The sequence below is a fragment of the Bradyrhizobium sp. LM2.9 genome, from assembly GCF_054056555.1.
Window position 1 is genome coordinate 4,471,482 of sequence record NZ_JBSRYJ010000002.1, and the last position, 14,647, is coordinate 4,486,128.

14 protein-coding genes and 1 pseudogene are annotated in these 14,647 nt (G+C 63.1%); 5 read left to right on the forward strand and 10 right to left on the reverse strand.

Translation table 11 applies throughout. The features are described from left to right. Window position 1: 1 nt before the first annotated feature. From ACVWW3_RS23365 to ACVWW3_RS23410, 10 genes and pseudogenes are all read right to left on the reverse strand, one after another. Window positions 2–835 (reverse strand): MBL fold metallo-hydrolase, encoded by an 834-nt coding sequence (locus ACVWW3_RS23365; protein WP_456648504.1) that lies wholly within the window; start codon window positions 833–835, stop codon window positions 2–4. Between the two features lie 104 nt (window positions 836–939). After that, a complete protein-coding gene (locus ACVWW3_RS23370; protein WP_456648503.1) occupies window positions 940–1,650 on the reverse strand; it encodes an ABC transporter ATP-binding protein in 711 nt (236 codons plus the stop codon). After that, window positions 1,644–1,967: an ABC transporter ATP-binding protein C-terminal domain-containing protein gene (locus tag ACVWW3_RS23375; protein WP_456672146.1), complete on the reverse strand. Its 324-nt coding sequence runs from the start codon at window positions 1,965–1,967 to the stop codon at window positions 1,644–1,646. Before ACVWW3_RS23375 ends, ACVWW3_RS23370 begins: the two co-directional genes overlap by 7 nt. Window positions 1,968–2,037: 70 nt before the next feature. Further along, window positions 2,038–2,412: pseudogene (locus ACVWW3_RS23380) on the reverse strand (ATP-binding cassette domain-containing protein); the annotation flags it as partial. Next, window positions 2,409–3,377, reverse strand: a complete 969-nt coding sequence (locus tag ACVWW3_RS23385; protein WP_456648501.1) for a branched-chain amino acid ABC transporter permease — start codon at window positions 3,375–3,377, stop codon at window positions 2,409–2,411. The gene ACVWW3_RS23385 and the pseudogene ACVWW3_RS23380, both read right to left, overlap by 4 nt. After that, window positions 3,370–4,173, reverse strand: coding sequence for a branched-chain amino acid ABC transporter permease (locus ACVWW3_RS23390; RefSeq protein WP_456672147.1), 804 nt, complete (start codon window positions 4,171–4,173; stop codon window positions 3,370–3,372). The genes ACVWW3_RS23385 and ACVWW3_RS23390 overlap by 8 nt, the downstream gene beginning before the upstream one ends. After that, window positions 4,124–5,419 (reverse strand): ABC transporter substrate-binding protein, encoded by a 1,296-nt coding sequence (locus tag ACVWW3_RS23395; protein WP_456672148.1) that lies wholly within the window; start codon window positions 5,417–5,419, stop codon window positions 4,124–4,126. The genes ACVWW3_RS23390 and ACVWW3_RS23395 overlap by 50 nt, the downstream gene beginning before the upstream one ends. 46 nt (window positions 5,420–5,465) lie before the next feature. Then, the gene (locus tag ACVWW3_RS23400; RefSeq protein WP_456648498.1) at window positions 5,466–6,434 is read right to left on the reverse strand and encodes a hydroxymethylglutaryl-CoA lyase; all 969 of its coding nucleotides are present in this window, start codon (window positions 6,432–6,434) and stop codon (window positions 5,466–5,468) included. A gap of 8 nt (window positions 6,435–6,442) precedes the next feature. Continuing rightward, window positions 6,443–7,249 (reverse strand): enoyl-CoA hydratase/isomerase family protein, encoded by an 807-nt coding sequence (locus ACVWW3_RS23405; protein WP_354106051.1) that lies wholly within the window; start codon window positions 7,247–7,249, stop codon window positions 6,443–6,445. Next, window positions 7,246–8,382 carry a CaiB/BaiF CoA transferase family protein gene (locus ACVWW3_RS23410; protein WP_354106052.1) on the reverse strand — a complete coding sequence of 379 codons (1,137 nt, stop codon included), beginning with the start codon at window positions 8,380–8,382 and terminating at the stop codon, window positions 7,246–7,248. Before ACVWW3_RS23410 ends, ACVWW3_RS23405 begins: the two co-directional genes overlap by 4 nt. A 397-nt stretch (window positions 8,383–8,779) precedes the next feature. On the opposite strand from ACVWW3_RS23410, the gene ACVWW3_RS23415 reads away from it, so the two are divergent. From ACVWW3_RS23415 to ACVWW3_RS23435, 5 genes are all read left to right on the forward strand, one after another. Further along, complete coding sequence (locus tag ACVWW3_RS23415; protein ID WP_456672149.1) at window positions 8,780–10,012, forward strand: hydantoinase/oxoprolinase family protein; 1,233 nt, start codon at window positions 8,780–8,782, stop codon at window positions 10,010–10,012. Beyond that, window positions 10,009–10,839, forward strand: coding sequence for a hydantoinase/oxoprolinase family protein (locus ACVWW3_RS23420; RefSeq protein WP_456672150.1), 831 nt, complete (start codon window positions 10,009–10,011; stop codon window positions 10,837–10,839). The genes ACVWW3_RS23415 and ACVWW3_RS23420 overlap by 4 nt, the downstream gene beginning before the upstream one ends. Then, window positions 10,839–12,599 (forward strand): hydantoinase B/oxoprolinase family protein, encoded by a 1,761-nt coding sequence (locus ACVWW3_RS23425; RefSeq protein ID WP_354106054.1) that lies wholly within the window; start codon window positions 10,839–10,841, stop codon window positions 12,597–12,599. Before ACVWW3_RS23420 ends, ACVWW3_RS23425 begins: the two co-directional genes overlap by 1 nt. A 101-nt stretch (window positions 12,600–12,700) precedes the next feature. Continuing rightward, complete coding sequence (locus ACVWW3_RS23430) at window positions 12,701–13,735, forward strand: LacI family DNA-binding transcriptional regulator (RefSeq protein WP_456648496.1); 1,035 nt, start codon at window positions 12,701–12,703, stop codon at window positions 13,733–13,735. A gap of 11 nt (window positions 13,736–13,746) precedes the next feature. Beyond that, a complete protein-coding gene (locus ACVWW3_RS23435) occupies window positions 13,747–14,550 on the forward strand; it encodes an enoyl-CoA hydratase/isomerase family protein (RefSeq protein WP_354106056.1) in 804 nt (267 codons plus the stop codon). The last annotated feature ends 97 nt before the right edge of the window (window positions 14,551–14,647 follow it).

Sequence of the window (14,647 nt, forward strand, 5' to 3'; positions counted from 1 at the left end):
GTCAGAGATTTGCGAACTCCATACGGAATGCGTCCCGATGTTTGACGATGTGGCAGGCCGTCGGGTCGGGGAAATGAGCCGTTAGCACCAACGTCGGGGTCTCCGCGTAGCGCCGCAAGATGTCGCGACGGGTGTCGACTGCCTGTGCCCGATCGAAATCCGCGGCTATCGACAGATCCGGATGGGTCATCTGCAGCGGGTGATGGATCGCATCACCCGTGAGCAGGCAATGATGGCCGCCGCCCATGACGTGAACGCTAACATGACCCGGCGAGTGCCCGGGCGAAGACTCAAGCCACACCCCCTCGCCGAGCTCGGCCTCGATGCGGAAATCGGACGGCACCATTACGGCCTGCCCACTCTCCACGACCGGCAGCACGCTGTCGGCAAACGAGCCGCGAGTGATCGGTACCGGCGGATTCGCCGCATGCAGCCGATGCCAATGATCGTATTCGTGCTGGCCCATGATGTAGCGGGCGTTCGGAAACGTCGGCACCCAACGACCATCGAGCAGCTTCGTGTTCCAGCCGACATGGTCGGCATGAAGATGCGTGCACAGCACCACATCGATATCCTCTGGGCGCATCGACAGAGCGGCCAGATCGCCGAGAAACGGCGTTTTCAACATGTGCCAGGCTGGCATCGACTCCCGAGACTTGTGGTTTCCACAGCAAGTATCGACCAGGATGTTGTGGCGCGGCGTCTTCACCAGATAGCTGTGGAAGCTGAGGAACACGACCTCAGCATCGCGATCGATGAATTGCGGGCCGAGCCAGCTGCGCCCCTCCGCCAGCAGCTCCGGCGTGACATTCGGCATCAGCGAGGTGGCCGGCATCGCGAGCCCCGGAAGCTCAACGATCTTGCTGATCTCGATGGCCCCGAGTTTTTGCGTCTTCATTGGTCGTCCTCTTTGATATCGAATGCGCGCCGCAAGCTGTGTCAGAGGTAATAGCGGCGTCCGAGATCGGCGGCGTTGGCCTTGAGCTTGCTGCCCTCATCCTCGTGCACAATCCGACCGGCGCGAAGAATATAGAAGCGGTTGCAGGTCAGCGCCGCCAAGCCGATGTTCTGCTCCACTAGCAGGACCGTCGACCGTTCCTGCTTCAACGCCTGCAGGATTCGACCAATCTCCTGGACGAATTGCGGCGCAAGTCCGCCCGAGGGCTCGTCGAGCAACAGGATGCGCGGAAAGCTCATCAGCGCACGGCCGATTGCGACCATCTGCTGCTCGCCGCCGGAGAGCGTGGCAACGTGCTGATTTCGACGTTCAGCCAGACGCGGAAACAACTCGAGGATCCAAGCATAGCGCTTTCTAGCCGCATCGGCGTCGATGCCCTCGCGCTTGCGCATGCCGCCGAGCTGGAGGTTCTCGTGCACCGTCAATCGACCGAACAGATCGCGCGATTGCGAAACCTGGACGACCCCGCGCGCGAAGGTCGCATGCGGCGCGCGACCGGCAAGGTTCGCCTCGTCCAGCTTGATCTGTCCGCGCGCCGGGAGGAAGCCCGAGATCGCATTGATCAGGGTCGTCTTCCCGCTGCCATTGGCGCCGAGAAGGGCGACGGTCTCGCCGTCATCAACGCGCAGCGAGACTCCGCGCAGGACCTCGTTGCTGCCATAACCAGCCGAAACGTTCTCTACAGTCAACACAGTTCGCTGTATCCCAAATAGGCTTCAAGTACCGCTTGGTCCTGCCGCACCTCTGCCGGTGTCCCCACCGCCAGTCGCTCGCCCGAGCTCAGAACCACGACCTTGTCGGAGACCGACATCACGAGATCGAGCACATGTTCGACCAACAGAACCGAAATGCCTTCAAGCGCCAGCCGCTTGAGGATCTGGTCGAGGTGCTCGATCTCGAGTGTCGTCAGACCGACAGCAGGCTCGTCGAGCATCAGCAGCTTCGCGGGGACAGCGAGGGCGCGCGCAATCTCGATGATGCGGCGCTGGCCCGACGACAGATCGCGCACCAGTACCCGCTCGATGCTCAGAATACCCCATGAGGTCGAGCAACTCACGCGCCTGCCGGACCGCATCGGCCTCCATCCGCCGCGCCGAAGGTAACGAAAACGCTCCCGACAGAAGTGGGATATTGTGGCTCTGATGCAGGCCGACCGCGACGTTCTCGATCACGGTGAGATCTGGAAACAGTCCCCCATTCTGAAATGTACGCCGCACGCCGAATGCGGCGATCTCGTGGATCGGCTTCCCGCTCAGCTGGGCATCGTCGAGCCAAACCTGGCCGGTTGACCGCACATAGCCGCCGATCGCGTTGAAGAGCGTCGACTTGCCGGCCCCGTTGGGGCCGATCACGGCGCAAATTTCTCCCGGCGCGACCTCGAAGCTGACGTCGGACACGGCACGCAGGCCTGCGAACTGCACCCCAACATTCTCGAGCTTGAGCCGCGGGGTCATCGCGCGGCTCCCAGATGACGCTCGCGCAGGCCCGGCACAAGCGCGCACAATCCACCGAACAGACCACTCGGCATGAACAGCAAGAGACCGATCAGGAGGAAGCTGTACATGATCTCCTCTGCCCCCGCGATGTTGCGCAGGAACTCCGGCGCGACCGTGAGCAGGATCGCGCCCAGCACCGGGCCCGCCACCGTGCCCATGCCGCCCACCATCACCATCGCAAATCCCAGCAGCAACTGGTTCAGGCTGAAGCTTTCCGGCGCTATCCGGCCGAGGAGGAGAGCGAACAGCGCGCCCGACATCGCGGTGAAAAATCCGCTCAAGCCGAACGCCATGATCTTGTAGCGCACCGGCGGAATGGTCAATGACGCCGCGGCCAGCTCACTGGCACCGACCGAGACGATAGCTCGTCCAACCGTCGACCGGGCGATGTTGCGCACCATCCATATCGCGATCGCGGTCGCCGCGAGGATGAAAATGTACTTCGCGCGATCCGAGAACAGCTCGACCCCAAAGAAATACGCATCCGGCAATTCCAGACCGCTCGCGCCACCGCCGATCGAGCCACTATGCAGATAGATCCAGCGCATCAGCTCATTGAAGGCAAGCGTGACGATGGCAAGCTGAAATCCCGTTAAACGGAGCGCCGGCAGACCGACAATCAGGCCGGCGACACCACCTACGAGGCAGGCGACAATGAATGCGACGACGAACGGCGCTCCGGTATGAACCATGACAATGCCGCAGGCATAGGCGCCGATGCCGAAGAACGCGGTATTGGCAAATACGAGCTGGCCGAGGAAGCCGATCACGAAGTTGAATCCGCTCGCCATCAGGGCATTGATGCACATCAGCGCCAGGATATAGACGACATAGCCGTTGACCAGCCTGGGTGCCGCGAACAGCGCTGCCAGCACTGCCAGGGCCACGACGAGGCCAAGGCGGCCTTTCATGAGGTCAGACACGCGTGATCTCCGCGCGTCCCAGAATGCCGGCCGGATACACCAGCAGGATCGCGAGAATTACCAGATAGGGAAAGATGTCCATGAACGAGGTCGAGATATAGCCGCCGCACAGCTGCTCGCTGATCCCCAGCAGGACGCCGCCGAGCACCGCGCCGCCGAGATTGCCGAAGCCACCCAGCGTCATCGCCGCAAAGGCCTTAAGCAGGGTCGCGGCTCCCATGTCGGGATAAAGCAGGGTCACCGGAGCGACCAAGATGCCTGCGATCGCAGCGATCGCCACCGAAAGCGCCCACATGCAGGCGCTGAACAGCGGAACGTTCACCCCGATCAGCGCGGCGCCACGCGGCGAATGCGAGGCGGCCTGCATCAGCTTGCCGAGCGAGCTGTAGTTGAAGAATGCGAAAAACGCGATCACGAGCAACGCCGCCGCAACCATGATGACGATATTCTGGCTGGTCAGCACCATGTCACCGATGAAGATCGGCGGAAAATCGAACAGCGCCGGCATCGGCTGGACGTCACGTCCCCAGATCATACGGGTCGCGCCGCGGAACAGATAGGAGATCGCGATCGTCATCATGGCGATCAAAAGATGCGGCCGCGCCGCGATGGGACGGATCAACACCCGGTCGATCGCGAGCCCAACCCCGATCATGACCAGGATGGTCATCAGCGCGGCGATAGCGAACGGGACCTGGGCGATTTTCAGGAACACATAGAAGACGAACGCCCCCAGCATGAAGGTATCACCGTAACCGAAGTTCAGCACGGCGGTGGTGCGGTAGAGAACGGTCATTCCCAGGGCAACCAGCGCATAAATGGCGCCCTGGGAGATACCGCTCAGAACGAGCTGGCCAAGCATCGGCTACTTCTTCGCGCTCGGCCAGGACGTGACGGAAGCGAACTTGCCGTCGATCGTAGTCATCATCGAGCCGGACTTGACGCCGGCGTGGTCGTCGGCCGAGAAGGTGATCGGCGCCGACAGAACGCCCGTATCGAAATTCTTGATTGAGTTCAGCGCCTCGATGAATTTCTCGCGTGTCGGCTCGGGGCCTGCCTTCTTGAGCGCTTCCACCACGGCCTGGGCGCCGCCGATGCCACCGAGGTCGTAGTCGCCGAATGGTACCGTCGGGCGTCCCGTACTTCTTGATCATATCGACCCATTTGGCCATTTCCGGACCATCCGCCGCGCCGCCAAGCGCATGGAAGATGTAGAGATTCTTGGTGGCCTCGGGATCGTCGACACGGCGCACGGTGTCCTCATAAGGCGCACCGAAGCACCCGAGCAGCGGCGCATCGAGCCCGTATTTGTGGGCGGACCGAACGAAGATCGCAGTCTCAGTCGGATAGAGGAAGGAGACCACGACGTCCGGCTTGGCCGCGCGCAGCTTCAGGATTTGCGGCGTGATGTCGGTTGCGCCGCGTTCCATCGTCACGTTCTCGACGAACTCGATCTTGTACTTCTCCTTGAGAAGCTGAACCGCCGGATCGAACTGCGACTTACCCCAATCGTCGGGGTGGCTGATGATCGCAAGGCGCTTGGTGTCGGGACGCGACATTGCGAAATTCACGAGCGTCTGTGCGACGACCGAGGTGTTCGGCAGCGGCGAGAACAGGTTTGGCGCGATCGGGTCGACCAGCGACGCGCCGGCCGCGCCGAGATTCATGAACGGCACGTTCTCGCGCTGCAGTTCCTTCTTCACGGCCATGACAGCGGCCGTGCACACGCCGGCATGAATAGCGAACACGCCCTCCTGCGACACCAGACGCTTGGTGGCCGCAACGGCAGTTGCGGGATTGCAGGCGTCATCCTCAAGAACCACCTCGATCTTGCGCCCGTTCACACCGCCCTGCGCGTTGATCATGTTGTAATAGGCGCGGGCACCGATCGTATAGCGCCCGAAGATCGCCGACGTACCGGTCATCGGCGCGAACATGCCAATCTTGATCGTATCCTTCGATACGCCCGGCTCGGCGCCGGCCTGCAGGGTCGACAGCGCAACGAGCGCCATCGCAGTCACTCCGATCTTCCACTTCAACATGTCATCCTCCCTGTTTTTTTTGATCAGTAAATCGCGCAAAAACCTTTTATGTCGCGGCTCGTCGTGGCGGGCGCTGGTCGTGCGCCGGCACCGGCTGGAACGTTTTGGGCAGGCCGGCACGGGCCACGCCGCCGGTAAACCGCTCGCCCGGCAGCCAGGCCTCGATCACGCGCCGCAGTTCGAGCAGCGCGGCGATATCGATGCCCGTCGAAAAGCCCAAGCTCTCGACCAGGTAGACCGTATCCTCGGTGTTGATATTGCCGCTTGCCCCCGGCGCGAAAGGGCAGCCGCCGAGGCCGCCGATCGCACTGTCGAAGGCGCGCACGCCGGCCTCAAGCGCAGCCGTGGCGTTCGCAAGTCCGAGCCCGAACGTATCGTGAAAATGGCACGCAACCGACACCGAGCCGGCGACCTTGAGCACCGCCGACATCAGTCGCCGGATCTGGGCCGGATTGGCATAGCCGACGGTGTCGGCGATGATCAGCTCATCCGCCCCCATCTCTAGATATTTGTCTGCGATCTCCAGCACCCGGGATTCGTCGACCTTGCCCGAGATGGTGCAGCCGAATGACGTGGCGATGCCGCCGGCGATCTGCACGCGGACGGACGAGTTCTTGGCCAGGTCATTGCGAAAATCGATAATATCCTTGAAGTTTTCGAGCGATTCCTGCGTCGAGCGCCGTACATTGGCCTGGTTGTGCGCCTCGCTCGCCGACAGCACATAATTGACCTTGCGCAGACCCGCTTCGATCGCGCGCTGCGCGCCCTTCAGATTCGGCACCAACGCCGCGGCGGTGAAGCCGCCCAGCCCCACCGCGCCGCGCGCCACCTCGCCGGCGTCGGCAAATTGCGGCATCACGGACGGCGGCACGAAGGAGGTCACCTCGACCTCCTCGATACCGGCCTCGCCCGCCCGGCGGCACCATTCGAGCTTCTGCTCGGCCGTCAGCATCGTCTTGACGAGCTGCAGCCCGTCGCGCGGGCCGACTTCGCGAATCTGGACGTGCTCCGCCATGCCGCCTCCTATTTGCCCTTGAAGTCGGGCTTGCGCTTCTCGTTGAAGGCATTGACGCCCTCGCGACGATCGCTGGTTGGCACCATGCGGTTATAGGCCTCGATCTCGAAGGCGAGGCCGTCGGAGATCGACATGTCGACGCCGCGGCGGATCGACTGCTTGGCCTGCCGGATCGACATCGGCGCGTTGCCGGCGATGCGGCGGACCGCCGCGAGCGTCGCTTCCATCAGGTCGGCGAGTTCGACGACCTCGTTGACGAGGCCATAGCGCTGCGCCTCCTCGGCCGAGAACGGCGCGCCCGTGAGGATGATCTCGCTCGCACGTCGGGTGCCGACCGCGCGCGTCAGGTTCTGCGTGCCGCCCGCTCCCGGCATGATGCCGAGCGTCACCTCGGTGAGAGCAAACCGCGCATTGTTCGATGCGTAGATAAAGTCGCAGGCGGCCGCGATCTCGCAACCGCCGCCGATCGCGGCGCCATTGACCGCGGCGACGATCGGAATTGGGCAATTGACCACGGCACGCACCATCCGTTCAAAGATCGCATGCTGGGACTGCCATTGCTCGTCGCTCATGGTCCGCCGCTCGACCAGATCTCCCCCAGCGCAGAACGCGCGCTCGCCCGCGCCGGTGAGCACCACGCAGCGCAAGCCGTGCTGGCGAATCTGCAGCTCCTCGAACACCGCCATCAGGTCGAGGCCCATCTGCGTGTTCATGGCGTTTGCCGCAGCCGGGCGATTCATGCGGACGACGAGGATGGCGGCGTCGATCCGCTCCAGCTCCAGGGTCGGATAGGCGGCCGAGAGAACGTCGATCATGCGCGCCCCTTCACGTTGGCATTATGCTCGCCGAGCTTGGGCGCGCGGCGCGTGGTTCGAGGCCTCTTGCCGTCGAGAGCAATCGGGATTGAGACCAGCGACAGACCGTCATCGCACTGCGCGGTGATGTCGAGCGCCTTCAGTTGCGGATGTTTCGCGACGTCCTCGACCCCGAGCAGTGGTGCATTGGGAACCCCGAGCGCGTCGAGCCTACGCCCGAGATCCTCAGCGTCGAACTGCGCGACCGCCTTCTCGACCATCGGAATCAGGCGCTCCCGGTTCACCACGCGCGCCGAATTGGTTGCGAAAGCCGGATCACTCACGAGCTCGCGCAGATCCAGCACCTCGCAGAACTTACGGAACAAATTGTCGTTGCCGGCTGCGATCATCAGCCAGCCGGTCTTGGTCTGGAAGCACTGGTACGGCACGATCTCAGCCACGCCCGAGCCATAGGGCTTGCGCACATCGCCCGCCGCCTCGAACCCCGCCAGCGGGATCGTCATCCAGGCGAGACCCGTCTCGAACAGCGAGGTCGAGACCCGCGCGCCCTTGCCTTCTTTCATCCGTGAAATGAAGCTGGCCAGGAAACCCATCGCGGCCCACATGCCCGAACCCATGTCGACCAGCGAAATGCCGACACGCACCGGTGGCCGGTCGCCCTCACCGGTCACGCTCATGATGCCGCTTGAGGCCTGCACCAGAGGATCGTAGCCGGGCTTCTTCGCCATCGGACCGCCCGCCCCGAATGCCCCAATGTCGCACCAGATCAGCGAACGCTTTTCTTCGCGGAAACTCTCGGCGGAGAGGCCGTATACGTCCAGGATTCCGGGCCTGAGATTCTGGATAACGCCGTCGGCCTGCTCGATAATCAACCGGCGCAGCGCCGCAGCTTCCGCCGGATCGGCAAAATCGACCGTGATGCTTTCCTTGCCGCGATTGAGCGAAGCAAACGAGGACGACGTATCACCCCAGAACGGCGGGCCCCAATCCCTCGCGTAGTCGCCGTGCTTGGGATTTTCGACCTTGATCACCCGTGCGCCGAGATCGGCAAGAATCAATCCCGCATAGGGACCAGCCACGCTGTGCCCGAGCTCAACGATAACGACGCCGTCCAATGGCCTTGAATGGTTCATGCCTTGCCTCAATTCGGGGCGGAACACTATCAGCAGCTTTCGGCCCGTCAAGATAACGTTTCATCAAATGATCTTTGGGCTCTTTCTTCGGAAATCGCCGAACCTCTCGCCTCGTCCTCTCCTGTCGCTTGGCGCGCCCAAAATTCGACGGCTTTGGCCCGTTTCACCAAAGGAACTCGCTATCAGATACTTCATTTTGCTCTGCAAAATGACGGATTTGATCCTGTCATCCGATGATGCAGTTGCGCCGCGATTGCCCTGCCCGAAACGCAGGACTGTCCCGCCGTCCCGGCATTGACAGCTAAGCCGCGCCCGAATTACACGTGAAACGTTTCATCAACAAGCGTAACGAGTGCGCTTTCGGGGCGCGCTGCTGAAATTGAATGTGGGAGGGCGCATGCGGCGCGTCGGAATCGATGTAGGCGGGACGTTCACCGACGTCGTGCTGGTGGACTCGGGGTCCGGTGAGGTCTGGTCGGCGAAAGTGCCCACCACACCGAAGGATCCGACGCAGGGCGCACTGAACGGCCTTCGCGCCATCCTGTCGCGCAGCAACTCCGAGCCGGACGCAATCGACTTTATCGGGCACGGCACGACGATCGCCACCAATATGGTGATCGAAGGTAAGGGCGCCCTCACCGGCCTGATCACGACGAAGGGCTTCCGCGACATTCTCGAACTGCGTCGCGGCTGGCGGCATGACCGCGCCGACCTCTACGATCTCTTTTTCGAAGCGCCGCGCCAACTCGTGCTTCGTCGGCATCGCCTGGAGATTACGGAGCGCGTCGCACATGACGGCACGATCGAGCAAGGGATCGATGCCGCCGAAGTCGCGGACCGGATCGCCGAGCTCAAGGCCGACGGGGTGGAGGCGATCGCGGTCTGCCTGATCAATTCGCCGGCCAACGGCGAGAACGAGCGCGGAGCCCTGAAGCTCATCCGCGACCGCGTCAACGATACGTTCGTCTCCGGTTCGATCGAGGTCAATCCGGAGATTATGGAGTATGAGCGGACCTGCACCACGGTCATGAACGCCGTGCTCGGTCCGCGCTGCGGCCAATATGGCCGCCGCTTCACCGACAACGCGCGCGCGATCGGCCTGAAGTCGGACATCTACTTCATGCAGTCAAACGGCGGCCTCGCCGCGCCGGACGTTGTTAGCGCCCTCCCCGTCACACTGCTGGAGTCCGGCCCTGCCGGCGGCGTCACCGCGGCCGCACGCCTGTGCGAGCGGCTCGGCATTCCCAACGCGATCACCGGCGACATGGGCGGCACCAGCTACGACGTCTCGCTGATCCGTGACGGCCAGCCGGAACTGCGCAACTCCACCACGATCAATACTTATACGGTGCGCGCGCCCAACATCGATATTATCTCGATCGGCGCCGGTGGCGGATCGATCGCTTGGATCGACGAAGGCGGCGGCGTGCGGATCGGCCCGGAGAGCGCCGGTGCGGATCCCGGCCCGGTCTGCTACGGTCGTGGCGGCACCCGGCCGACCGTGACCGACTGCAACCTCATCCTCGGCTATGTCGATCCCGAAAGCTTTCTTGGCGGCGACTTCGCGCTCGACGTCAAGGCGGCGCGCGAGGCGATCGAGACCCACCTTGCCACACCCCGCTCGGGGTGACTATCGAGGAAGCCGCGACGACGGTACGCCAGGTCGCAAATGCGCTGATGGCACAAGCGATGCGGCTCGCCACCGTGGAGCGCGGCTACGATCCGCGTGAATTCATCTTCATTCCGTATGGCGGCGCGGGCCCCGTGCACGCCGTCGATCTCGCGCGCGAGTTGGAGATACCGACCGTCGTGCTGCCGCCAATGCCTGGTCTGTTCAGCGCTTTCGGCATGCTTGTAGCCGACGCCGTGCAGGATCTTCAGGCTTCTGTGGTCGCAACGGCTGACGACTCCGACCCGGCCAACATAGAGGCGATCTTCGCGGGCCTCGAGAAGGAAGGGCGGCAGCGGCTGCGCATCGCCAACGTCCGCGAGCAGGACATCAGGATCGAACGCCGATCCGACTGCCAATATCTCGGCCAGGGCGAAACGCTTCAGGTGGCCTTCCCGGAAGGTGCGATCGCGCGCAAGACCATTGACGAACTGGCCAATAATTTCATCGCGGAGCATCGCCGCCGCTGGAACTTCGACGTCGCCAACCGCCCAGTTCGAATCGTCAATCTGCGCCTGCGCATCGTCGGCAAGATCGGCGATTTTACGGTCGGCCAGACTAGGATGCGCAACGGCGAGGCTCTCAAACAAGTCGGCCGCGCCCGTATCTACGACCACGGCCACTGGGTCGAGATGCCGCGCTACCGGCGCGAGGATCTGCGCAAGGGCGACGAACTCGATGGCCCGCTGGTTGTCGAGGAGATATCGACGCGGATCTCGCTGCGTGCCGGCGAGCGGCTGACGGTCGGCGACCAATCGACCATTCTGGTGAGCGTGGGAGCCCGATAATGGACAAGGTGGCATACGAGATCATCCGCAGTGGCCTCTACGCGATCGCCCGCGAGATGAAGGTCGCGATGATGCAGACCGCCGGCAGCCCGATCATTCATTCCGGTGGCGACGCATCCGCCGCCATCTTCGATGCCAAGATGCAGCTCGTGGCGCAGGGCAACGACATCCCGACCATGATGGGCTCGGCCGTGATCTCCACCAAAGCGTCGGTCGAGGCCATCGGCGTGAAGAATCTGCGTCCCGGCGACGTCATCATTTCCAACGACGTCTATCTGGGTGGGGGCAACCACCAGCCTGACGTTCAACTGACCCGGCCGGTATTCTTCGAGGGCGAGATCATTGCCTATACGATGACGCGCGGCCATTGGGTGGATATCGGCGGCACCGCGCCTGGCAGCTTCACCGCCGTGACCTGGGACATACATGCGGAAGGCATCCGCATTCCGCCGGTCATCCTTTATCGCGACGACCAGCCGGTCGAAGACCTTTTCCGCCTGATCGTGCACAACACGCGCGACACCGACAACCGGACGCTGGACATTAACGCACAATATGCTGGCACCTTTGTCGGCGGCGAACGCATCATCGCCATGGCGAAGAAGTTCGGCCGTGCGGCAATCGACAGCGCCATGGCAGCTTCGCTCGATTACTCCGAGCGGTTGATGCGGGCCCAGATCGAGCGCATTCCCGACGGCGTCTACGAAGGCAGCGACTTCATCGAGCCGGTCCAGGCCAGCGGCTGGCCGAAGGATCTGATCCCCGTAAAGGTCAAGATCACCGTCGCCGGCGATCGCATGGTGTTCGACTACACCGGCACCGCCAAGCAGGTTCGCGGCGGCGTCAATTGTCCGTTGTCGGTGACCTGCAACAGCACCTGGTTCACGCTGAAGGCAATCACCGACCACACGATTCCGATCAATCAGGGTTGCTATCGGCCGGTCGAAATCATCTGCCCTGAGGGCACCTTGCTGAACTGTACCTACCCCGCCTCCGTGGTGAGCGGGGTGACCGAAACCTCGCCGCGCATCATCGACATGCTGCTCAAGACCCTGGCGCCAGCCATTCCGAACCGCGTGGTCGCGCAGAGCAATGACGCCGCCTGCTCCGGCATCTTCAGCGGCGAAGATCCGGATGAACGGCGTGTAAAGTCGCTCCACCGGAGATATGTCCAGCACATCGATCCGCACGCCGGCGGTTATGGCGCCCGGCCCGCGCTCGACGGCGTCAACGCCATTCGCGTGCTGGTCGGCAATGCCGGTATCCAGTCGATCGAACTGATCGAACATCTGGTGCCTTTGCGCGTCGAAAGCTGGCATCTCGTGCCCGACAGCGGCGGCGCTGGCCGCAACCGCGGCGGCCTGACCTCGGAACGCGTCTATCGCGTGCTGTATGACGAGGCTGCGCTTACCGTTATCGCGGAGCGTGGTTTGGTCGCTCCCGACGGCCTGTTCGGTGGGCTTGCCGGTGGCAAGTTCTTCTCCCAGGTGGTGCGGTCTGACGGCAACATCAAGTCCGTTCCCAGCAAGGGAGAATTCGAGGTGGTCCGGCGCGGCGACCGCGTCCACATCCGTCCCGCCGCCGGCGGTGGCTATGGCAAGCCAACCGAGCGCGACCCCGAACTGGTGGTCGACGATGTCCGCGACGGCTACGTCAGTCGCGAGGCTGCAGCTGAGCTTTACGGTGTCGTAATCGACCCAGGCTCAGCCGCGGTCAACAAGACCGCCACAGCGCAGCGCCGACACTCGATGTCGCGCTAGCACGACGAGCTGTGCATGGCGTGGACGAACCGGCCAGATTATCGACCGCTCGGTTGCATTGATGTGATAAAATACACGCTTTTCGGAGTAAGGCGGCGCTATTGAAAGGAAATACCACTATTCGCGATGTCGCGCGGGCGGCCGAAGTGTCGGTGGGCACAGCATCGCGGGTCATCAACGGCAAGACGACGGTCGGGCGGGAGGTCCGAAGCCGCGTTCTCAAGGCAATCGAGACGCTCGGCTATCGTCCGGACGCGATTGCACAGAGCATGCGGCGCGGATCGACGCATGTCATTGGATGTGTGATCCGCGACATCAACATCCCGATGCTCGCCTCCTTTGTGCATGCTGCGCATAATGTGCTGGACCGAGCAGGTTTCTCGTTGCTGCTCTCCAATTCGGAGGGCCGCGAGGATCGCGAGCGGGAGCTCCTGATGCGCCTGTCGAGCCAACGCTCGGACGGCATCATGATCGGTCCATACAGCCCGATGACCCCCGCGTTCGACAAGTTCCTCCGCGGCCTCGGCGCGCCGATTGTGATGGTCGATCGCGACGAGCCCGCTTGGGCCGATGCGGTGATGGCGGATCATGCCGGCGCAACACGCAAGGCGACCAGCCGGCTCATCGAACTCGGCCATCGCCGGATCGCACTCCTCACCGGTACGCCGGTCGTCTATCCGGCACGGACCCGCATCCGTGGCTTCACCGAGGCCTTCGAGGCAAAGGGCATCGAGCTCGACCGCTCGCTTATCCGCGCCCACAGCTTCCTCTCGCCCGAGAGCTTCCAGCAGACCTCCGCGCTGCTCGCGAGCAAAGAGCCCCCGACTGCGATCATCGCGGGTGGCATCGACATGCTCGCCGGCGTCATCAGGGCGATTCGGGTCCGGGGCTTGAGCATCCCGGACGACATCTCGCTCGTTGGCGCCGGCGATTCTGAGCTTGCCGAGCTGCATATGCCCGCGATTGCGGTCCAGCATTGGGATCAGGGCGAGGTCGGGGCTGCCGCCGCAAACCTCCTGCTCAACCGGATCCGTGAGGTCGCCAGCGACGAGCCGCAGCATGTGCTGATCCGCAGCGAATTCATCGAGCGGCCGTCGATCGCTCTCCCGCGATCCAGCAGCGCTCTCAAATCCTGAAGGAATTCTACATGTCATTCGATCTCGATTGCTATGAGACCCTAGCGCTGGAGACACCGACTGCCGATGTTCTCGTCATCCGCTTCAATCGCCCTGACGTCCGCAATGCCATCAGCACGAAGATGGGTCACGAGATGGTGGACCTGTTCACGCGGATCAACGCCGATCCGTCGGCATGGCGCTGCGTGGTGCTGACCGGCAGCGGTGACCGCGCATTCTGCGCTGGCGTCGACCTCAAGGAACGGCGCGGCATGTCGGATGACACCTGGAACAGGCAGCACGCTCTTTTCGAGCGCATGATGCTGGGCATCCTCGATTGTCCGCTGCCGGTCATCGCAGCCGTCAATGGCGCCGCCTACGCGGGCGGGTTCGAGTTCATGCTGTTGTGCGACTTCGCTTACGCGGCGCTGTCGGCACGGTTTGCTCTCACGGAGGTCACGATCGGGATCATGCCTGGCGGCGGTGGCACGCAGACCCTGCCGCGGCGCATCGGTTATTCCCGCGCCGCCGAGATCATTCTGACCGGCGAACCCTTCGGCGCCGAGCAGGCGTTCGAATGGGGCGTGGTCAACCGGCTCTGTGCGCCGGAGCGGCTGATGGAGGAGACGCTTGCGACCGCGCGCAGGATCGCCCGGAACGCCCCGCTCTCGATTCGGCAAGCAAAGCGCTCCATGACGCTCGGTGCACGCATGGATCTCCGTTCTGCGATGTTTTTCGAGATCGACGCCTACAATCAGCTTGTCGGCACCGAGGATCGTCGGGAAGGCATCTTGTCATTCAATGAGAAGCGGGCACCGCTCTTCAAGGGAAGGTAGCTGAATTACGTCCGCCCCTCTTGGCAGGGAGCTTCCGGCAAGCGCGTCGATATCTGAGCGCCTGCCGCCGCTGAACTGGATGAGCGAGCGCTCCAGA